The organism is Pseudoalteromonas sp. AWM4_233 (assembly GCF_056158285.1).
Genome location: NZ_JBSWSZ010000001.1, coordinates 2,902,852 through 2,924,466 on the forward strand (window position 1 = coordinate 2,902,852; position 21,615 = coordinate 2,924,466).

At 41.2% G+C, this 21,615-nt stretch carries 18 protein-coding genes; 12 read left to right on the forward strand and 6 right to left on the reverse strand.

The features are described 5' to 3' along the window. Positions 1 to 211 precede the first annotated feature (211 nt). Positions 212 to 529, forward strand: a complete 318-nt coding sequence (locus ACXAC4_RS12975; RefSeq protein WP_138484059.1) for a YebG family protein — start codon at positions 212 to 214, stop codon at positions 527 to 529. Positions 530 to 619: 90 nt separating this feature from the next. On the opposite strand, the gene ACXAC4_RS12980 is transcribed toward ACXAC4_RS12975, so the two are convergent. Then, on the reverse strand, positions 620 to 3,499 hold the full coding sequence (locus ACXAC4_RS12980; protein WP_475162284.1) for a M16 family metallopeptidase: 2,880 nt from the start codon (positions 3,497 to 3,499) through the stop codon (positions 620 to 622). 452 nt (positions 3,500 to 3,951) lie between these two features. Here ACXAC4_RS12980 and ACXAC4_RS12985 point away from each other — a divergent pair, with 452 nt between their 5' ends. The 3 genes from ACXAC4_RS12985 to ACXAC4_RS12995 all read left to right on the forward strand — a co-directional run bounded on the left by ACXAC4_RS12985 (position 3,952) and on the right by ACXAC4_RS12995 (position 7,206). Then, positions 3,952 to 4,908 (forward strand): methylenetetrahydrofolate reductase, encoded by a 957-nt coding sequence (locus ACXAC4_RS12985; protein WP_390441804.1) that lies wholly within the window; start codon positions 3,952 to 3,954, stop codon positions 4,906 to 4,908. A gap of 367 nt (positions 4,909 to 5,275) precedes the next feature. Then, positions 5,276 to 5,590, forward strand: a complete 315-nt coding sequence (locus tag ACXAC4_RS12990; protein WP_475162287.1) for a hypothetical protein — start codon at positions 5,276 to 5,278, stop codon at positions 5,588 to 5,590. Beyond that, positions 5,587 to 7,206 carry a PepSY-associated TM helix domain-containing protein gene (locus ACXAC4_RS12995; RefSeq protein ID WP_475162290.1) on the forward strand — a complete coding sequence of 540 codons (1,620 nt, stop codon included), beginning with the start codon at positions 5,587 to 5,589 and terminating at the stop codon, positions 7,204 to 7,206. The genes ACXAC4_RS12990 and ACXAC4_RS12995 overlap by 4 nt, the downstream gene beginning before the upstream one ends. A gap of 352 nt (positions 7,207 to 7,558) precedes the next feature. On the opposite strand, the gene ACXAC4_RS13000 is transcribed toward ACXAC4_RS12995, so the two are convergent. Then, complete coding sequence (locus tag ACXAC4_RS13000) at positions 7,559 to 8,398, reverse strand: HDOD domain-containing protein (RefSeq protein ID WP_138484050.1); 840 nt, start codon at positions 8,396 to 8,398, stop codon at positions 7,559 to 7,561. A 449-nt stretch (positions 8,399 to 8,847) separates the two neighbouring features. On the opposite strand from ACXAC4_RS13000, the gene ACXAC4_RS13005 reads away from it, so the two are divergent. Further along, the gene (locus ACXAC4_RS13005) at positions 8,848 to 11,271 is read left to right on the forward strand and encodes an alpha/beta hydrolase family protein (protein ID WP_475162292.1); all 2,424 of its coding nucleotides are present in this window, start codon (positions 8,848 to 8,850) and stop codon (positions 11,269 to 11,271) included. A 53-nt stretch (positions 11,272 to 11,324) separates the two neighbouring features. Here the strand turns inward: ACXAC4_RS13005 and ACXAC4_RS13010 are convergent, their stop codons facing one another. Then, positions 11,325 to 11,732, reverse strand: coding sequence for a hypothetical protein (locus ACXAC4_RS13010; protein WP_475162294.1), 408 nt, complete (start codon positions 11,730 to 11,732; stop codon positions 11,325 to 11,327). Between the two features lie 30 nt (positions 11,733 to 11,762). Continuing rightward, the gene (locus tag ACXAC4_RS13015) at positions 11,763 to 12,152 is read right to left on the reverse strand and encodes an HIT domain-containing protein (protein WP_349285610.1); all 390 of its coding nucleotides are present in this window, start codon (positions 12,150 to 12,152) and stop codon (positions 11,763 to 11,765) included. 129 nt (positions 12,153 to 12,281) lie between these two features. Between ACXAC4_RS13015 and ACXAC4_RS13020 the strand changes: the two genes are divergently transcribed. Next, entirely contained in the window at positions 12,282 to 14,483 is a 2,202-nt protein-coding gene (locus ACXAC4_RS13020) for a S9 family peptidase (protein WP_475164127.1), read from the forward strand. A gap of 8 nt (positions 14,484 to 14,491) precedes the next feature. On the opposite strand, the gene ACXAC4_RS13025 is transcribed toward ACXAC4_RS13020, so the two are convergent. Beyond that, positions 14,492 to 14,893, reverse strand: coding sequence for a GtrA family protein (locus ACXAC4_RS13025; RefSeq protein WP_475162296.1), 402 nt, complete (start codon positions 14,891 to 14,893; stop codon positions 14,492 to 14,494). Positions 14,894 to 15,038: 145 nt separating this feature from the next. Between ACXAC4_RS13025 and ACXAC4_RS13030 the strand changes: the two genes are divergently transcribed. Genes ACXAC4_RS13030 through ACXAC4_RS13050 form a run of 5 tightly spaced genes read left to right on the forward strand, consistent with a single transcriptional unit; the run spans position 15,039 to position 19,898 of the window. Further along, on the forward strand, positions 15,039 to 16,097 hold the full coding sequence (locus ACXAC4_RS13030) for a glycosyltransferase family 2 protein (RefSeq protein ID WP_475162299.1): 1,059 nt from the start codon (positions 15,039 to 15,041) through the stop codon (positions 16,095 to 16,097). Further along, positions 16,087 to 17,535: an ArnT family glycosyltransferase gene (locus tag ACXAC4_RS13035; protein ID WP_475162300.1), complete on the forward strand. Its 1,449-nt coding sequence runs from the start codon at positions 16,087 to 16,089 to the stop codon at positions 17,533 to 17,535. Before ACXAC4_RS13030 ends, ACXAC4_RS13035 begins: the two co-directional genes overlap by 11 nt. Then, positions 17,514 to 18,212, forward strand: coding sequence for a response regulator transcription factor (locus tag ACXAC4_RS13040; protein ID WP_475162304.1), 699 nt, complete (start codon positions 17,514 to 17,516; stop codon positions 18,210 to 18,212). Before ACXAC4_RS13035 ends, ACXAC4_RS13040 begins: the two co-directional genes overlap by 22 nt. After that, on the forward strand, positions 18,199 to 19,419 hold the full coding sequence (locus ACXAC4_RS13045; protein WP_475162306.1) for a sensor histidine kinase: 1,221 nt from the start codon (positions 18,199 to 18,201) through the stop codon (positions 19,417 to 19,419). The genes ACXAC4_RS13040 and ACXAC4_RS13045 overlap by 14 nt, the downstream gene beginning before the upstream one ends. Positions 19,420 to 19,433: 14 nt before the next feature. Continuing rightward, on the forward strand, positions 19,434 to 19,898 hold the full coding sequence (locus tag ACXAC4_RS13050) for a HugZ family pyridoxamine 5'-phosphate oxidase (RefSeq protein ID WP_475162309.1): 465 nt from the start codon (positions 19,434 to 19,436) through the stop codon (positions 19,896 to 19,898). On the opposite strand, the gene ACXAC4_RS13055 is transcribed toward ACXAC4_RS13050, so the two are convergent. Further along, positions 19,895 to 20,542 carry a glutathione S-transferase family protein gene (locus ACXAC4_RS13055; RefSeq protein ID WP_475162311.1) on the reverse strand — a complete coding sequence of 216 codons (648 nt, stop codon included), beginning with the start codon at positions 20,540 to 20,542 and terminating at the stop codon, positions 19,895 to 19,897. The genes ACXAC4_RS13050 and ACXAC4_RS13055 overlap by 4 nt on opposite strands. A gap of 138 nt (positions 20,543 to 20,680) precedes the next feature. Between ACXAC4_RS13055 and ACXAC4_RS13060 the strand changes: the two genes are divergently transcribed. After that, positions 20,681 to 21,535: a LysR substrate-binding domain-containing protein gene (locus ACXAC4_RS13060; protein WP_475162314.1), complete on the forward strand. Its 855-nt coding sequence runs from the start codon at positions 20,681 to 20,683 to the stop codon at positions 21,533 to 21,535. Positions 21,536 to 21,615 lie beyond the last annotated feature (80 nt).

A 21,615-nucleotide genomic window follows, 5' to 3' on the forward strand; every position in this document is an offset into this window, starting at 1 on the left:
CTCCTGGAAAATCCTTGAAATTTAATAAATGACGGGTAGAACTCCTTACCCAAATTACTCATACGAGTAATGTTAAATAAAGATGACAATGACATGAAAGTCAAACTTAATACTTATCAACATAACTAAAGTCTTAATATTGACCTAATAGCTTGCAAAATAGGCCTTAAAAGATTACTGTATAAAAAAACAGTGCAATTGGGAGTGTATCATGGCTGTTGTTGTTAAGTATGTGGTAGAAAGAAATGGAGTCGAGCGCATGACCTTTACCAGCAAAAAAGAGGCTGATGCTTACGACAAAATGCTTGATGTTGCTGAGTCTTTAGAAGAGATGCTAGGTAAAGTGGATGTGCCGCTGAGTGAGCAACAAGTTGAGTCATTAGCATTAGAAATGGCGAAGCAAAAAGATGACTTTATTAATGTACTTAAAGGTTCAAAACCAAGTACACCTGCGAAAAAGTCAAAGAAAGATGCTGATGTGAATGATAGCGATGCTGATGAGAATGTCACACCTATCAAACAAGCCTAACAGTACTTACTTCAAATAATAAAAAAGCCGCTCAATGAGCGGCTTTTTTGTCGCTGTCACAATATAAGTTGCGACAGAGAAAGTATTTAATTACTCAAATACTTTCTCTACATCCAACACTTCAATGTTTTTCGCAGGAATATTCAGCTTATAGCTTTCAATTTGCTTATCTTCATTGATAAGTGCTGCAGGCTTATCTGAGTTATATTTCAGTGGTGAAACCGTTTCTTTTGCAAGACGTTTTTGCATGTCTTTGCCGTCACCTGTGATGAATACATACTGCACATCATCAGTTTGCAGGTTTTCACGAATAACACGGTTCACATCTTCCACTGTCAGTGAAGCAAGTTGTTTACGAACGTACTCAACAAAACTTTCTGTGTTGTAGAATTCGCTATCAAGTGCATAACCTAGCTGACGATCTTGGCTTGCCACCAGCTGAGGCACAAAATTGCTCAAGAAGTTACGTGTTGCATTAAAGTCAGCTTCAGTCATGCCATCTTTAATTAGCTTGTCTAGTTCAAACAAAGCAACGCGCGTTGCGAAATGCGCATCATTGTTTGAACGAAGAGGACGTAACCACACTTGGAAAATTTGCTCTGAACGACCTAAGTTCGCATCCGGCTTAGTTTGGAACATACCACGTGGGAAGTACTCAATGTACGCATAGTCACCATAGTTCATACCACGTACCTGACGAATGCGTTGATATAAGAAACTGTTTGAGCTTCTGTGCTCACCAAAGTAAGAGCGAACTAGCCAAAGCGCAGTCCAATCTTTAGAGCTACGGATTGTGTCAATTGGGAAACCAAATGATACTGCAGTAGATTTAGCATTTTTCTCAACAATCGTCGCATGACGGCCCGCTAGTTTAGGCGCATCAGGAATGCTTAAACGCGCTTCATCCCCTTTCGGCAGGCCTGCTAGGTCATTTAACATTTGCGCTTTTACATCATTGTCTAAATCACCCGTAATACCCACGTTTAGCTTAGCTTGGGTGAATTGTGCTGCATAGAATGCTTTCACGTCATCTAGGGTTAACGCTTCAAGGTCTGACAAATCACCTAAGTTATAACTTTCATAAGGGTGACCTTCATATAGTTTATGATAAAGCACTTCTTTACCCAGCTCTTCGTCATTTGAAGATTTCAAGCCCGCTTTAATGCCATCAATTAGCTCTTTCTTAAGACGTTTAAAGTCATCTTCTCTGAAACCTGGGTTTAACAATTGATCACTAACAAGTGCATACCATTGCTCAGCGTTATCTTTGTGAACACGGCCACGTAAAGAAATCATTTCTTTATCTAACTGATATCCAAAGCTACCAGCAATTGGATAAAGTGCTTTTTGAATTTCTTTGTAGCTCTTAGTTTGTGAACCACCACGTGCGATCATAGCTGCTGTTAATGCCGCTACACCCTTTTTGCCTGCCGGATCAGCCGCTGCACCAGTGTAAAATAATAAGTTCACATCAACCAATGGTGAACTATTGGTTTTATCTAATACCTTGAAGTGACGCTCAACAGGCTGGCTCGCTTGTTTAGCAAGTGCTGATACAGACACCTCTTTCTCGAAACCAGAAACAGTCTCAAGTGCAGACATGGTCACGGTCGTACGGCCATTATCAACAAAGTATTTGTTTGCAATGTCACGAATGTCTTCAGCTGTAATGGCATCTGCAGACGCATATAACTGGTTGATCACTTCTGGGTCACGCTCAAAATGCATATAGCTTGCAAGCGTTGACGCAATGGCTTGTGATGAATCTAAGCCATTGATGAAGCTGTACTTAAGGTTTGACTTCAATGCAGCTAACTTATCTGCATCCACCAGCTCAGTGCGTGCTTTAGCGTACGTTTTTGCAATTGCATCACGTACTGCGGCTAAATCTTCTTCTTTTTCAACTTTAACAAAGACATGTAATAAACCTGGGTCCTTTGTCTCTGCATTATAAGTAAACATTTGGCTAGCAAGCTGTTTGTCTACTACGAGCTCTTGATATAACTCTGAATTCGAAGAGAAATAAAGCTGTGAGATCAGATCAAGTGCTGCGCGATCTTTTTTAGTCGGCTGCCAAGCAGTGCCTTTGTATGATACGAGTAACCAGTGACCCGGCATGCCTTCGAACTGTTCATGCACATATTTAGGCGCTTGTTGTTTTGGCTCTACCGGAATATCCGCTTGGTAGTCACCTTTTTTCCAATTGCCCCAGTGCTTCTTAACCATATTCATGGTTTCTTGCGGGTCAACATCGCCTACAATCACAAGTGAAACATACTCTGGCTTATAAAAGCGCTCAAAGAACGTCTGGCCATACGCCATTTGATCAGGCATAGCTTCAATATCTTCGAAAAAGCCCATTGTGGTGTGCTTATAAGTGTGCTTTTCAAATGCCTCTTTGCGCACTGCAGCAAGTAGTTTACGGATTGGGCTGGCATTATTTTTTAAATACTCACCTTTAACCGTCAGTGCTTCAGTACGAAACTGCTCTTCTGAATACTTTAGGTTTTGAAAAATGTCCGCTTTGATTTCAAGTACTTTGTCTAAATGTTCTTTAGAGAAATTTAAGTGGTAGTTGGTGTAGTCGTTTGTCGTGTAAGCGCGGTTGTCTACCCCTGAGTTTTTCAGAATATCTGCATAAACATCTTGTGGGAATTTTTCAGAGCCTTTAAACATCATGTGTTCAAAAAAGTGTGCGAAACCGGTTTTGCCTGCTTCGATTTCATTTCTAGAGCCTACAGATACTGGAATTTGTAGCGATACAACATCAGGATAATCCGTTTTAACGACCATCACACGAAGACCATTTTCTAGTTCTTCTAACACATAGTCTTGTGCAAATACTTTGTTCTCAACAGACGCTGATGCAACAGTGGCATTCGCTGTATTGCTTGTCTGTGCATTATTACTTATACAACCTGACAGCGCTAAAGTCACTGCAAGGCTGGTTGCCAAAAGTTTAAATTTCATGTGATTTCCAAATTCAGTTTTTATTTTTCATACCATTCCTCTTAATTAAGCGATCTATTTTGAGGCAAGGAAAACTTGTCGATAACACCGCTCACGCCGAGCTACCTACTTCCAGTAGGCAAGGCGGAAATTTGGCTATTTAGTTGTTCTAAATGAGAAATTCCCAGCGAGGTTATCATCAGTTTTAGTCTCTCAAAATAATTGAGTATTATTGAGGATTGGTATCACATATGTTACCGCTTCAATTATGCAATAAATTACTGTGACTCGCTCATTTACAAGCAATATTTATGTAAATAAATATATCCGAGTTACTGAATTATCCCTTAAGCCTCAAAAACAACATGAGAGAAATTCATAGTGTTTGAATAAGTTTCATGAAAAAAATCTATCTAGACGTCTAAATGGCTGCTATATTTACCTCATCAGCACAACCAATGGGAATGAGGACCATGGCTTTATCATTACAAGAGAAAATTTTGGACCCTAATCAAGGCGTATATTTAATTGGTACTACTCCGCCAAAGATGGGGACTGATGAAGCGCAAGTCAAAACCATTGCACAAAAGCTACTTGGTCGTTTACACGAGATTGAATATGACGGTGTTGTGATTTACGACATTCAAGATGAAAGCAGCCGCACTCAAGTTCCGCGCCCTTTTCCATTCAAGCATACCGTAGATCCATGTGAATACAGCCAACTCGTTAAAGAGTTGTCACAACTTGATGTCATCACCTATAAAAGTGTGGCACAACGTGAGGCGAGCGAATTTAATCAGTGGCTTAACAATACTAAAACTAAGCATGGCTTAAACAACCTTGTATTAGTAGGTAGTCCATCTTCAAATGGCGAAGTTAAACTTAGCCTGCCTAAAGCATACGAAACGATTGCAGAGCACCAAGATGATTTTTTCTTAGGTGGTGTGACGATTGCTGAACGCCATGCGAATAAGCGAAACGAACACGAGCGTTTGTTGGAAAAAACAGCACAAGGGTGTGAATTCTTTATCTCTCAAGCTGTTTACAATGCACAGGCGACGATTGATTTAATCACCAGCTATGCTCGTAGCTGTCGCCAACAAGGGCTTGAGCCTAAACGTATTATTCTTACCTTTACGCCATGTGGCGGTGAGAAGACATTGCAGTTTATGGAGTGGCTGGGTATTTCAGTGCCAGAAGCAACGAAATGGCGCATGCTTGACTCACAAAACCCATTAAGCGAGTCAATCCGCATTTGTCGTGAGAATTTAGACCTGATCATTCAAAGCTGTGCACATCTAAATGTACCGCTTGGTTTGAATATTGAAAGCTTAACCAATCGTAAAGAAGAAATTGATGCATCGATTAATTTATATCGTTTATTAAAAGCAACGATGGAACTTAATCTTGCAGAAAAACAAATAGCCTAATTAGACTAAAGAACAACTAAATAACATCAATTCTCAGTCGCATTATCATTGATAGTGCGACTTGTCTGTGTATAATCTGTCCCTCTTTTAACAATCAAGTTTACATGGAGTGAGTAGTGCTATTCGTTTTTTTAACGTTTATAGCCGCTGGAGTATCTTTCATCTATGCGTCTAATCGACACCAATTGGCTTTAAACACCCCCATATCTAAAAAATTTAAACAGCTCGGTTATTTGCTGTTAATTTCCTCAGCAGTGATCAGCCCATTTATTTTCAATGGTGCGGCAAGCGTTTTTATTTGGCTCATGCTAATTATGCTTGTACTGATCATCATCCCCATCTCTAGTTTTTTGATTAGGAGCATTCGATGAGCCAGGCACATCAAAAAATTCAACCTCAATGGTGGGGCAAAACAGCGGTAGGTGTTTTTCTTGGATTAGCGTTGAGTTATGGCATTGTGGCGTTAATTGTATGGTTTGGGCCAGACAGTATTAACACTAACCTAAGCGACCAACGCCTACTCTGGAAAACCCAATTTAATATGTGGATTGTTACCCCAATCTGGATGTTGATTGTCAGCTTTATTTATATGTTCAAAACAACTAGGCAAGCATTTATCTACTTGTTGTCAGCAAACGTAATCATCTACACGATATTTTTTGGTTTAAGGAGCATGCTATGAAAATAAGGGCCGACATTGTTCGAATATACCAAACACTTCACACGTGGACGGGGATCACAACCGGACTGTTATTATTCATAGGCTTCTTTGCGGGTGCATTAGTGATGTTCACTGACACCATAGATCAATGGAGCACACCGCCTAGTAAGCAGTTTTCTCAAGTGAGTGAAGGGCAACATCAAGTACTTTTAAACCATGTACTTGCGAACGAAGAAAAAGCCATTAATGCCGTTACCCTTCACTATTCTGACAATCACTCTCCCATCACTTGGTATGAAGAAGGTAACGGCCGAGGTGTGAATGTAAATGAACAAGTTTGGCATGCAGGCTTCAATGAGCATGGAGAGATAAATAAGGAGCTGAGTCAAGTCAATCACCTGTCGGGTTTACTCGATTACTTACATCAAACGGGCGGTATTTTTGGTGAAATAGGCCACCACTTATTTGGTGGTTATATTCTTGGCATCGCATCATTTTTGTATTTTATTGCTTTGATCTCAGGATTAATCTTTTTGTTACCTACTTTGGTAAAAAGCTTCTTTGCACTGAGAAAAGACAAGTCGGCTAGCCGGTTTTGGCTCGATAGTCATAATTTAATAGGCGTGAGCAGCTTACCTTTTCATATTGTGATTGCTTTTACCGTGTTCGTTTTTGCCTTCCATGACTTTTTGTATGGTGGGCTATTTGGTGTCTATGGAGATAAAAAGCTATTTCCAGAGCCGCAAAAGTCAGAGTATCAATACAATGTTAAAGAGCTTCCAAGCTTAGATGAAATCAAGGCCAAGATACAAGCTTATGCCCCCGGCTATCAAATTGAGCGCATTGCATTATCTCGTTTAAATACAACTAGCCCTAGCGCTTCAGTGAATATCACTCATCCAAGAGAAATGATGCGTGGCCCAACGACTGATTTCATTTTTATGCACCCTTATACACTCGAAATCAATGCCAGTAGTATAAAAGGTGGCGATCAAGGTATTTGGGTAAGTATTGTCTCTTCCTTGTTTGCTCTGCACTTCGGCAGTTATGGCGGCACACTTGGCCAATGGGCTTATTTTGTCATGGGCTTACTCGGCGCACTGTTGTTTTATACTGGAAATCTACTGTGGATTGAAAAACGCAGAAAACAAAAACAAGCGACGCAATCTAAATCAAGTCTAGTTCTGGCTAAACTAACGGTCGGTATCGCACTCGGTTGTATTTGCGCTATCTCACTGGCATTTGCTGCCACAAAATGGCTAAGCTTGACGTCATTAAATGTGAATATTGCCTATCTGTGGCTGTACTACCTGACTTTCTTTGTCGTTGTCATAGCCGCTTTTATCAAGGGTCCTTCTGTTACTGCCATTTATACACTCAAAGCCAGCGCAATATTGTGTCTAATTGTGCCACTTAACTCTTTGCTAGCGATTTTACTACCTAACCTTGGACTTTGGTATGCAGATAGTTTTGCTGAAATCATGCTAGAAGTGATGGCCCTCCCCTTTGCTTGGTTCTTCTATGTATGCGCAAATAAAGTTGCTAAAAGAGCATACAAGGGTGATAAAAATAGTGTTTGGTATGTATCAGAAAAAGCAGCAAACACAACGAACAAAGAATTAGTCATTCATGGCTAAAAGCTAAGCGTTTAATCATCGTCAGAAAAATAAAAAAGTCATTCAAAATTGAATGGCTTTTTTATTTAGGGCGTGTTTATCTTTGAGGTATGAATTTTGTTCAAATCAAAGGCTTTCAATACGCGAAATGAGTTACGAAGCAAAGGTTGCCCCGCATAATGGGTTATGTGAGTGGCGAATGACAAAGTAGTGGAAGCCTTTGGTTGAACTCTTCGAGCAGCGTGAGTTGAACATTTATTCAGCGTTATCGGCTAACTTACATAGAGTAACTATGCTACGCAGCCTCTGCCTGGCCTAAATATCCAACTCACAGCTGAAAAAACACACAGCAAAGGTCAACACGCCCTAGTTCTTAAGCAAACATACTCTTCACATCTTCAAGTGTTGATAGGTATTCATCACTGGTGAACATTTCTAAAGAGCGAATGACACTTTTATCTTCGTACATTTTTAAAGACGCAGCCTTGTCTGACACCTGCAAGATACCTTCAGCAATAGCGCCAACACGAATAAAGTCGACATAACAGACATGCTCAGGCTTATAATTCGGGTTAGACCAGCTTTCAGCGACTTCAACAAACTCATCGGTGAAACCCCATTCACGCATGATAGAGCCTCCAATTTTGCCGGCTAGCTTTTGAATGGCATGTGCTAAGAAGCTCGGATTTGCAAATACTTCAGGATGGCGCTCAGCTTCGGTTAATATGGGTAACACACCAATGTTGAACACAAGTGACGCAAGTGTAATCGTATCTTTGTTCAGTGATGTGTGTTTGTTAACACGAAGGTAAAAGTCCATACAGGTAATTGCTTGGCAGGCTACCTTTAATGTTTTCTGCCAGGCTTTATCCATATAGGTTTTAATTAACTTGTTATTAGAAACAAACAGCTGCTCCATCGCCATAGCGGTTGCTATATTTTTGATTTGTCTAAGACCTATTCGTGTCACAGCCTGGTTTAATGTATTTACTTTTACAGAGCGTCCCATAAACGCACTGTTTGCCACCTTTATCATGCGTGCCGCAAGCGCAGGATCTTGTGAAATCACATCAGCCATTTGCATCAGATTTACTTCTGGGTCATCCGCAGCTTGTCTCACTTTCACTGCAATTTCAGGTAAAGTTGGTAACACCAAAGTGTCGTTGTTAATCCTATCAATTAAGATCGTCAATAATGCATTTTCTGTAGACATAAGCTAGAGTCCCTCGAGTAACGTGTGATACGCGCAAACGTATTGTTTTTTTATACCCTTATTATTTACTTAGCTGGGTATAAGGTTACAAATCTATATCAATAAATTGTTATGCTTTAAGGAAAATATAGTCACATAAAGGAATCTTTAGCAACTTTTATCTCTCAACAACAAAAAATTTCACACATCAAGAAATAGAGCATAATCATGAAACTAGACCAAGTTGTTATGCTGGGGTTGTGTGACTATCATTTGAAACAAACTGGCTTGCCTTAAAGAGGCCCTTTTAGAGTCATATCTATCTTAGAAGATAGCAAAATATCAAAAGCTTTTAGAGCACCACCTTCCAACCCAATGTTTTAATTAACAATTCGTTACATTCAAACGACCTGAAATTGATTATTTGTGATAGTGTATCAAACTCAAAGAATATTAATGGAGTTAAGACTTTGCGCCCTAAAATGTTACTACTTAGTGCTGCACTGATGATGGCAACCTCTGCCAGTATTGCAGCCAATAACGATGCATTGGTTTATCAAGAACCTTCACAAGAAATAAAAGAGCTCGTTGATGTAAAACTGGCCCCGTACACTTTAATCGATGATAAGCGCGAAAATATGCTGCTCATTTATCGTGATAGCTATAAGTCAATTGCCGACTTATCAATTAAAGAGATGCGTTTAGCTGGATTACGTATTAACCCTGTCACTAACATTGGTAGTCGTGTTACTTACTTTAATGAAGTAAAAATCCAGCCTGTCGGTAAAAATAAAATTAAGACTGTGAGTGGCCTGCCTAATAATCCACGTTTAACTAATTTCAGTTGGTCACCTAACCAGAAATATATGGCGATGACACATACCACTGAAACAGGCGTTGAACTGTGGGTTGTAGACATTAAAAAAGCCAAAGCACGCCGTTTAACCGACGCAACGTTAAACGCAAATATGGGTAACCCAATCGATTGGCTTCAGGATAGCTCAGGTTTCATCGTAAAAATGTTGCCGGAGAATCGTAAGCCGCTCATCAATACTGAGCAAGCAGTACCAGTGGGACCAACCATCAGTGTCAGCGATGGTAAAAAAGCCCAAAACCGTACTTATCAAGACTTACTTAAAAACAAAAATGATGAATTTAACTTTGAACAACTTGCGAGTTCATCATTAAAAAAAGTGACACTGAGAGGAAAAGTCACAGATTGGGCTGAGCCTGGCATGTATGGCAGTATTACATTCTCGCCAGACGGTAATTATGTCTTAGTTGCTGAATACGACAAACCTTTCTCATATTTAGTCCCTTATCGTCGTTTTCCAATGACCTCTACCGTCTATACTAAACGCGGCAAAATAGTCACTGATATCGAAAAAGTACCACTTATCGAAGACTTACCTAAAGGCTTTATGGCCACACGTGAAGGTAAGAGAAGTATCCAATGGCGTGATGACAAGCCAGCAACATTAACGTTTGTAGAGGCACTTGATGGTGGTGACCCTGCAAAAGAGGCTGCTTTCCGTGATAAAGTAAGTCAGTTGCCAGCACCATTCGATGGAAAACCAAGTTTATTAGTCAAAACACAAAATCGCTATGCGGATATTATTTGGGGTGATGACAATAACGCCATTGCCGTCGACTACTGGTGGAATACACGAAATACTAAAGAGTATTTATTTAACCCCTCTGATGCATCTCAAAAACCAATCACAATTGTAGATCGTAACTATCAAGACAGATATAGCGATCCTGGTAATATTGTAACTAAGCGAAACCAATACGGCCGAAGTGTTATGGATATTGATAATGGCCAAGTCTATTTATTAGGTGATGGTTTTAGTAAAGATGGCCAGTTCCCATTCTTAGATAAATTCGACCTAAAATCGCAAAAGTCTGAGCGCCTATATCGCTCTGAGTATACTGACAGAATCGAAGATTTACGTGACTTTGATGTAGATACAAAACAACTACTTGTGCGTATCGAATCAAGTAGCGATTACCCTAACTATTACTTTAGAAAGATGGGTCAAAATAAGCTGCAACAACTCACTGACTTTGAAAACCCGTTCAAAAGCATTCAAGACGTTCAAAAAGAAGTTATAACCTACAAACGTGATGATGGCCTTGACCTAACTGGTACGCTTTATCTGCCAACTGATTATCAAGAAGGTAGGAAGTACCCTATGATCTTGTGGGCTTATCCTAGAGAGTACAAAGATAAGAGTAGCGCAGGCCAAAACACCCAAAACCCGAATGAGTTCACTTATCCGTTCTGGGGTTCGCCTATTTACTGGGTTAAAAAGGGCTATGTGGTGCTAGATGATGCTGCTTTCCCAATTGTAGGTGAAGGTGACGAAGAGCCAAACGATACCTTTAGAACTCAACTCGTTGCGAATGCCAAAGCTGCGATTGACGCGGTGGATAAACGAGGCCTCATTGACCGAAATCGAGTTGCAGTTGGTGGTCACAGCTATGGTGCCTTCATGGTAGCAAATTTATTGTCGCACTCAGACTTATTTGCAGCAGGTATTGCACGAAGCGGTGCTTATAACAGAACTCTTACGCCTTTCGGTTTCCAATCTGAAGAGCGTAGTTACTGGGAAGCACCAGAGGTGTATTACACTATGTCGCCATTTATGCATGCTGACAAAATGAAAACACCGCTACTCATTGTTCATGGTGACTCAGACAACAACAGTGGCACCTACCCAATGCAAAGTGAGCGTTATTTCAATGCACTTAAAGGCTTAGGTGCAACAGCTCGTCTGGTTATGCTGCCAAAAGAGTCACATGGTTATCGTGCCAAAGAAAGCATAATGCATCTGTTATGGGAGCAAGATCAATGGCTAGAGAAGTATGTTAAAAACAAACCAGCTAAATAACCTGAGCTAAGGGTAAAAAGCAAACCTAAAAAGCCTCACAACCGTGAGGCTTTTTAATAATGTTTATCCTTAAAACGTTTATTAGCAAGATCCTTTCCTTGATCCGCTTTATCTGCGGTTGCCAAGCTATCAAAATCTGTGACATCTACATCTTTTCGGTACTCTCTAAAAAAATTGATTATCTTTTCAGGAAAGAGAAAGTAACCACGGTAACGACACTTTTTTTCAATCAAAATAACAAAAGTACGGATTGACACATACGCCACCCAAACCAATATTGGCGCAAAGAAAACCGGCAAGAATTTAATTAGCCAGATTGATAAGCCTAAGCAGACTAAGCACTTCGCTTTTATTTTCCACTCACCGGGAAAACCATAAAACTCAAAATAGTCGAGTCGATTTAAATACCACTTGCCGATTTTAGTCCCGGTTTCATTTTGATATTTATACTCACGACTCATACTTTTACTTCCTATAGGTTTTATTAGAAGCTAGAACACCTTTTTAAGTTCAGCAATTTGCTCGTCGGTGTAAGGTTTAGCAGGATGAAGTCCCCACACAGGTTTTGGCCAAGCAACATCATTGGTAAAGCGAGCGATATGATGAACGTGTAGCTGAGGGACCATATTACCTAGCGCTGCAACATTGAGCTTATCTGGGCTAAATACCGCTTGTAATGTACGGCTTAGCTGTGCCGACTCTTGCCAAAACTGAGCTTGTAGTGCTTCATCTAAATCAATGATTTCACGGCAATCTTCAACACGTGGTACGAGTATAAACCAAGGGTACTGACTGTCGTTCATCAAAAGTACTTTGCACAGTGACCAATCAGCCAGTTCAATGCAATCTCGTTGTAATTCAGGCGCTAATTCAAATGCCATAATAAAAATCCTCTTTCAATTATATTGCTCACTTTATCCTAATACATTGCCAATGCCCATGCTTGCCGTTACCATCGCTCTACTTTTAATAACTAACAAGGTGATTTTGTGCGCATTACATTCAAATCAATGGCGCTAAGCTTACCGTTAATGGCCGCTGCAACCTCAGCCGTTGCACAACCATTAACCCTTGAGCGTATTTTTGATGATCCAGGTTTGGCTGGTAAAGCCCCTGTGCAACTTAAGTTCTCTCCTGACGGCAGTCGTGTTACTTACCTACAAGGTAAAGTGGATGACTACAACCGTTATGATTTATGGGAATACAACTTAAAAGACAACACAAATCGCCTATTAGTTGACTCTCAAGCACTTTTCTCTGGTCCTGAAACCTTATCTGACGAAGAAAAAGCCCGTCGTGAACGCCAGCGTATTTTTGGTCGTGGTATTTTAGAATACAAATGGTCAGCAGATGGTAAAGCATTGCTTTTCCCACTTAATGGCGACTTGTACTACTACCAAATTGCATCGGGCAAAAGCCGAAAGCTAACTAACACTGAAGCATTTGAAACTGATGCGCGTTTCTCGCCAAAAGGTAACTTTGTTTCCTTCATTCGTGAGCAAAACCTATATGCCCTAGAGTTAAGCTCAGGTAAAGAAATTCAATTAAGCAAAGACGGTGGCGGCACCATTAAAAATGGTATGGCTGAGTTCGTAGCCCAAGAAGAAATGAGCCGTATGACGGGTTACTGGTGGTCTGGTGATGAGAGCAAGATTGCTTTCACCCGTATCGACGAAAGCCCAGTACAAGAAGCCATTCGTAACGAGATTTACGCTGACGAAGTAAAGCTCTTCAACCAACGTTACCCGTTTACGGGCACACCAAACGTAGAAATTGAACTGGGTGTGGTAAAGCTAAACGACCAAAAAGTAGATTGGATTGACCTTGGCGAAGACAAAGATATTTATATTGCCCGCGCTAAGTGGTTAAAAGACAATAAAACACTGTCATACCAATGGCAAAATCGCTCTCAGCAGAAACTTGAATTGCGTTTCTACGACAGCAAACGTAAAACACAAAAAGTGGCACTGACTGAAACCAGCGATACATGGATTAACTTGCACTTTGACCTTCGCTTCTTAAAAGACAAAAAGCATTTTGTTTGGGCCTCAGAGCGTGATGGCTTTAAGCACCTTTACTTATACCGCACAGATGGCACACTTATTCGCCAAATCACAAAAGGTGACTGGATTGTTGAAAGCATTAAGGCAATCGATGAGAAAAAAGGCATTGTTTACTTCTCTGGTCGTAAAGATACACCGTTAGAAAGCCACCTTTACAGCGTACCGCTATTCAAAAAAGGGCATATCACACGCATCACTCAACCTGGTAGCTTCCACCGTGTAGTTGTTGCAAAAGATGCTAAAACATTTATCGATAAGAGCTCATCAGTAAACAAACCAAGTTCTGTTGCATTACGTAAAGTGAACGGTGATTTCATCACTTGGTTAGAAGAAAACAAACTAGATGACAAGCACCCACTGACTCCTTACCTAAGCAACTTAGTTGAGCCAGAGTACGGCACACTAAAAGCAGAAGACGGTCAGCTAATGCACTACCGTATCTTCAAACCTGCGAACATGGAAAAAGGTAAAAAGCACCCTGTTATGGTTAACGTTTACGGTGGTCCACACGCACAACGTGTAACTAATAGCTGGCGTAGCAAAAACTTATATTTCCAATACATGGCGCAACAAGGTTATGTGATCTTCCAATTAGATAACCGTGGTTCTTACAATCGTGGTAAAAAGTTTGAAGATCCTATCTACAAGTACTTAGGTGAAGTTGAAGTACAAGATCAGATCCGCGGCGTTGAGTTCTTACGCACGCTAGATTATGTTGACGCAAACCGCATTGGTATCTATGGTCACAGTTACGGTGGTTACATGGCACTTATGACCATGTTCAAAGCAGGCGACTACTTCCAAGCGGGTGTTTCTGGTGCACCAGTAACTGATTGGGCACTGTATGACACACACTACACTGAGCGTTATTTAGGTCACCCTGCGACAAATGCAAAAGGCTACGAAATGAGTGCGGTATTCCCGTATGCTGATGGCCTAAAAGGTCCATTGATGATCTATCACGGTATGGCCGATGACAACGTATTATTCACACACGCAACTAAGCTATTTAAGCAACTGCAAGACGATGCTAAGCCATTTGAAATGATGACTTATCCAGGCTCTAAGCACAGCTTGCGTGGTAAAAAAGTACAAACACACTTACATCAGACGATCACAAACTTCTTTAATCGTCACTTCAACATGTAAAGTGAGTGCTAAGCCGTGACCTTTCTGGTTGCGGCTTTTTCATCTTTCTTAGAAAATACCCAAAACTTGCTAAAAGTATAATTCCCTAGCATAGCAATTGCTGTACCTACCACAAAAGCCAAAAAGAGTGGCACAATCAAACTAAGGCAATAAAACACACTGATATTCACCATTCCAAATAAATGACTCACCGATAGATGCCGAATAAGTTGTTTAAACCAACCTGAGTCATAAACTGCAAAAGTAAAAAAACGATTGCCCAACCAAGTTATTATTGTAGCGCACCAAAAAGCACATACCCGTGCAAGCAAACTCTCTATATTCATGAAAACCAGAAGATAAAAAATCAGTAGGTCAGCCACAAAACCGAGGACCCCCACCATGGCAAATTTAATAAACTGCTGACCCAAACATCGATCTCCAAAATGAAAACACCGTTAAAAACTACAAAAAGGCTGGTCTAAAAAATGTCTACAGCTCAGTGAATCAATGAAGACATTTTTTCGACATTCTCCTGTTTAGACTGTACGTATTGAACAACTCGGAGTAGTCAAAATGACACCACTTTCATTGGTTAAGCTGAGCCCTTCTAGTGATACACACTCTCAAAAAGAAGTATTCATTGAACAGCAAAAAGAAGGGTCGCAAAACAAACCTGTTATCAGCCTCATTGTGCCTGTATTTAACGAGCAAGAGGTACTTAGAGCATTTCACCATAGAGTATGCTCGGTGAGCGCAGGCATTAAACAATGTCATTTCGAACTTGTATATATCGATGACGGCAGTCATGACGACTCATGGCAAATTCTGCAAAGCCTGACTCATCAATTCTGTGATGTTCGATGCTTACAACTGAGCCGTAACTTTGGCAAAGAAGCAGCCGTTACGGCAGGCCTCGAACATGCAACTGGTGATGCCGTGGTGCTACTTGATGCCGATTTACAAGACCCGCCTGAATTGCTCCCTGAAATGATACAAGCTTGGCAACACGGTGCTGACGTGGTCAATATGAAACGTGCAAGTCGTCAAGGCGAATCTTGGTTCAAAATAGCCAGTGCGCATGCTTATTACCGCCTTCTAAATTGGGTATCAGACAGCCCTGTTGCTGAAGATGTCGGAGACTTCAGATTATTATCTCGCAATGTCGTTGAGGCAATTAAACAACTCCCAGAGCGAAATCGCTACATGAAAGGTTTAATGAGCTGGCCCGGCTTTAAACAAATAACATTAGAATTTGAACGCCCCGAACGCGCAGCTGGCACCACCAAGTGGAACTACTTTCAACTTATCAAACTCGCCTTGTCAGGGATCACCTCGTTTAGTGTCAAACCGCTGCGTTTTGCAACTTGGATGGGGGCATTAGTGTCTTTATATGCCTTCATTTTTGCCGCTTGGGTGGTGATAAAGACGCTGGTATTCGGCGAAGTCGTACAAGGTTACCCGAGTATGATGCTCACTATGCTCGCCTTGGGTGGAGTGCAATTGCTGGCGATTGGCATTCTAGGGGAATACATTGCAAGGCTGTTTACCGAAGCAAAACAGCGACCTATCTATTTAGTCATGACAGAGCACTATAAACCTTGTCACACTGCGGAGCAGCGCCATGAGGTTTAGTCATTGCTTGTTGGTCATTACTGCTCTACTGCTATTAATCAGATTATTCACATTGGGCATGTATCCGCTGTACGATACCACAGAGGCAAGATATGCAGAGATAGCCAGATTAATGGTGCAAAGCCAAGATTGGATCACCCCTTGGTTTGATATCAATGTGCCGTTTTGGGGCAAGCCACCTGTCCATACTTGGATCACCGCGCTCAGCTTTGAACTATTTGGTATCAATGAATGGAGCGCGCGCTTTGCACATTGGTTAATGGGCGCGGCAACAGTTGCATTACTTTTCGCATTTACCAAACGTATTCTAGGTCAGACTCTTGCCATATATAGCAGTTTTATTTTGGTAACGAGTCTGGGCTTTTTTGTCGCCACCAGCATGGTGATGACCGATCCGGCACTCCTTTTTGCAAGTACTTTAGCCATGACCAGCTTTTGGCTCTGCTATACAGAAAAAAGCCGTCTTGCAGGCCTTGTTTTCTTCTTCGCATGTGGACTAGGCATGCTTATCAAAGGTCCTGTTGCCGTTGTTATCATAGGGATTGCCCTTGTCGTTTGGGCTATTTGGCAAAACCAGCTACTCAATGCCATAAAGTCGTTACCTTGGGTGTTAGGACTCACCGTCTTTATCGTAACTTTTGCGCCATGGTATCTGCTTGCTGAGCAAAAGACGCCGGGCTTTATAAATTACTTCATTATTGGCGAGCATATTCAACGCTTTTTAGAGCCAGGTTGGCAAGGTGACTTATATGGCAGCGCTCATCTAGAAACTAAAGGTACAATATGGCTATTCTGGCTAGGTGTGGCATGCCCTTGGTCGTTTATCTTAATCTTCAAATTACTCACCGCACCGAAACAATTAAAAGCCTTATGCAAAGCAGACTTAAATCGCTACCTGATTGCTTGGGCTATTGCACCAATGCTGTTATTTACACTGGCGAGCAATATTTTATCTGCTTATGTACTTCCAGGCTTACCTGCATTTGCACTACTGATGACCATCGTGTTTTCACATGAAAAACAGCTAACGGTATCGAATAAACCCGTATTACAAACAAAGGCTGGTAAGCAGCTTTTTACTATCGGTCTAGTTTGCTTAGCACTATATAGTTTAATCATCACAGCTGTCATTAAAGGCTGGCACAGTAAGTACTCTGAAATCGAACTACTCGAAGTGATTGCGAAGCCTTGCCCTTCGGTGCCTGTGTTTTATATAGAAAAACGACCATTTTCAGCACGCTTCTACAGTTGTGGCAAAGCACAATTAATTGAGCAAGTTGCTGAACTATCAGACATACTTAATACTCAGAAACAAAGCTATTTGGTGCTGACACATACACAAAAAAAGATACTCACTTTACCCAGCACGCATACCTGCTTAACTATTAACACGAGTCACAAAGGGGTTCTACTGACGTGCACACAGAAAAGTCGCTGAGCATTTTATTGGTCGAAGATTCTCAGCAAGTCGCTGAGACCATCTTCGACTACTTTGAAGAAGAACATTATGAATTAGACTATGCAGCCAATGGCATTATGGGGCTGCAATTGGCCTGCGCTAATCGCTATGACTGTATTATTTTAGACATCATGCTGCCTAGTCTCGACGGCATCGAAATTTGTAAACGCTTACGCGCACAAGGAAACAATACCCCAATCATCATGCTTACAGCCCGAGATACCCAACAAGACATGCTAGGTGGCTTAAATTGCGGTGCGGATGACTACATCATTAAGCCTTTTGACCTTATGCTCTTAGAAGCGAGGATCAAAGCGGTTATCAGACGCACCCAAGGCGTTGGTTTTAAAACACAATTAAATGTGGGTTCATTAATGATTGATTTAAATACTCGAACAGTCAGCCGAGCCGGTCAGTCAATCAAGCTCAATCCCAGTGGCTATAAAATTTTACTGACATTAGCTCATCAGAGCCCAAACCCAGTTACTCGAGAGACCATTGAGCAGGCACTTTGGCCCGATGATGTACCGGACCAAGATCTATTACGCCGACATATTTACCAATTGCGTAAAGCACTTGATAAACCATTCGAGCAAGACATGCTAATAACCGTACCTAAGTTTGGCTATAAGTTGATCACAGATGAAAACGCTTAAACAACAGCTTTTTAGAGCAACATGGCTCGGAGCAATTATGCTTATCTCAATTTATACATTGGTATTGAGCTCTGCCATTATGTATACCGAAAATAGAAGTAGTGAACAGAGACTCAGTATTATTGCCCCCCATCATTTTAAACAGTTTGCAACGACAGAAACACCTGAGATAGAGATAAACCCACTCCTAACACTCTACAAAGATTACTCATATTTACCCCAAAAGATACAAGCCGCAATCTCAGAGGGTTGGACGGGTGTACAAACTTTCCAGTTTGATGATGACAGTGAATTTAGTGTATATGCAGCCGCTTTTGATGATCAGACACACACCTATTATGCCGTTGAGGATGTGAACCCAATTGAGTGGAGTGATGCTGATTTATTAAAAGTTGAGGTTATTTTTGCCGGTGCTGGTGGTTTACTTTTTTTACTCGCAACGTATCTGATCCGTGTTCAAGCGGGCCGTTTAGCAAAACCGCTTCAGGATTTAGTGCATCATATCAGCGATAAAAACAAAGATGATTTAGATACAGACATTGTCAATGAGAAAAGTTGCGCGGAGATCTACCACATCGAGACGGCTGTGAACCATTATCGCCAACGGATGAAACAAATGCTTCATCGAGAGCAAACCTTTGCTCGCTATGTCAGCCATGAATTACGAACGCCTATGATGGCCATTAAGGGGAATGTATCTGTGCTACAAAAGCGACATGGCGACAATAAACAACTGAAAGGCATCGATAATGCCTTAGATAACGTGAATGAATTAATTCACACCTTTTTATGTTTGGCCAGAGAGTCTGAACTCGCACCTACTCCAATTACACTCGATAATAGGTGGATAGAAACACTTATTGCACCACTTCACAGTAAATGCCAAGCGAATCAAGTTACTCTTCACTGGCAACTTCAAGAGGCTTTTGAGATAAACTGTGAAGCAATCCTGCTGCAGACTCTTGTGTATAATCTATTAGACAATGCCATAAACTGTACTTTTGATGGCGAAGTTGATTTATTCGTCAGTCAATCAGGTGTCGTCGTGATAGATTCAGGTATAGGACTAGATGAAAAGCCCAGAGGCTATGAAGGGTTTGGTGTAGGTTTACAAATCGTTGAAGATATTTGTGCAAAATACCATTGGCAATTCTCACTACAAAGTAACCCTGAACAAGGTTGTCGAGCCGAAGTAACATTTGTATAAACAAGGAGAGCGCCATGCGCGAACAAGCCCTGATAGAAGCCAAGCAGCTACTCACCAACGCTAAGATTGCGGTGCTCTCTACTCATTCAAATACTTTGCCAGGCTTCCCGTTTGGTTCAACAGTACAGTTTTTTGCTAATACCAAGGGGCAAATCTATCTATTCATTAGTGATATAGCTCAGCACGCTAAAAACTTGTCTCATGACAACAAATTATCTCTGACAGTCTTCGAGCAAAAAGATAGTGATGACCCACAAATATCGCGCTTAACTCTCGTCGCGGAGGCGACTAAATTTGCTAGAGATGACAGTGAAGGTTTAATTGCCCAATTTGTAGAACACTTCCCAAGTAGCGAGCAATATAAAGATCTAACCGACTTTCATATTTGGGAATTGAATATGGTAAGAGCCCGCTTCATCGCAGGCTTTGGCAAAATATTTTGGTTAGAGCAAGATGAGTGGGCGAATTGTGAGCGTTAAAGAATATCTTCCCCAGCCTCATCCATTTCTACCCATTCAGTTTCTTCAAGGGCTGCTTTGATCCACTTTTGCAAAGCTGGACACTCAAGCACTCGCTGCATATAGGCAGTTGCCAACTCATTAAGCTCAATGCCATAAGTCTGAAAACGTAACACCACTGGCGCATACATGGCATCCACGATAGACCACTCACCAAATAACCAGCCTCGATGTTGCTCATATTGCTCCGTGAATATTTGCTCAATACGTTGAATATCACGTTTTGCTTGTTCGCTTAAGACAAGTTTACGCTTAGCACGGATATTCATCGGCATTTCGTTACGTAAAGCGTTAAACCCTGCATGCATTTCAGAGGCAAGCGCTCTTGCTTTTGCCCTTTGACTGATTTCACTCGGCCAACCTCCCCCTGATAAATAAGTTTCACTTATATGCTCACAAATTGCGAGAGACTCCCACACAAGGCTATCACCATCTACCAAACACGGAACTTTCGCTGTAGGCGTGATATTTTTAAGTGTGCTAAAAAATTCAGGCGTTTCTAAATTGAGCTTAGTCTCTTCATAGTTAACACCTGACTTTTCAAGCATAAGCCAAGCTCTTAATGACCAAGTCGAGTAGTTTTTATTAGCGATATATAGCTGCATATATGATTTCCTTGTTAACTGCTGTATCGTGATTTAACGTCAATGAAAATAACCTGAGCTCAGGTTAAGTATTTTTATAAGCCTTGACTAACTGATTATTCTTATACAACCTATAAGAAAATCGAATAGGTAATCACAATGGATATTGACGCGCTGCGCAGCTTTTTAGCTTTTATAGAAACAGGTAGTTTTACTCGCGCTGCAAAACAGGTGCATCGCACCCAAGCAGCAGTGAGTATGCAGATGAAAAAGCTCGAAGAAGATGTGGGTAAATGCCTATTTGAAAAACAAGGTCGATTATTAACCCTGAGCCAAGATGGTCGCCAGTTTAGTCACTATGCTAAGCAGCTATTGCAGCTCCATGATGAAACTTTACAGACGATGCGTCATAGTGCGAGCAATACGCTGCTCAGACTGGGTTGCCCAGATGATTATGCCGACAACCTTTTACCTGTGCTGATCCAGCACCTGCATGCACAATTCAGTAACCTAGACTTAAGAGTAACCTGTTTACCGAGTTTTAAAATCAAGCAATTGTTGGATGCGGGCGATTTAGACCTTGGGCTTATTACCCGCTCCCCCGACTCAGAAGAAGGTCAGCTCATATGCCAAGACAAAGGTGTATGGGTGTATAACCCTGAGCACACGGCCCACCTTAAATCACCTTTGCCGATTGCAGTATTTCAACCTGACTGTCGCTTTCATCAAGGTGCCATTGAGGGGCTTATGAAAGCAAAAGTTCCCTTTCAAGTCGTCGCGAGTTGTAGCAGCCTTGCTGCTTTATTGGGTTTGGTAAAACAAGGTATCGCCATCGGTGCAATCGCAAATATATCTACCGCAGACTATAGCGTGTTAAGTGACGCTGAGTTACCCACTTTGCCCGGTGCTAATATCGCTTTGATCCGCAGTCAAAGTCTGCGTAACCCAGTTTCCCAAGAGATTTATGAGCAACTCAGTCAGACTATGAGAACGCTTGCTATAAACTCGCTATAAATTTAAGCAATTATACCAATCCTCAATAATACTCAATCATTTTGAGGGACTAAAACTGACGCTAACTCCGTTGAAAATTT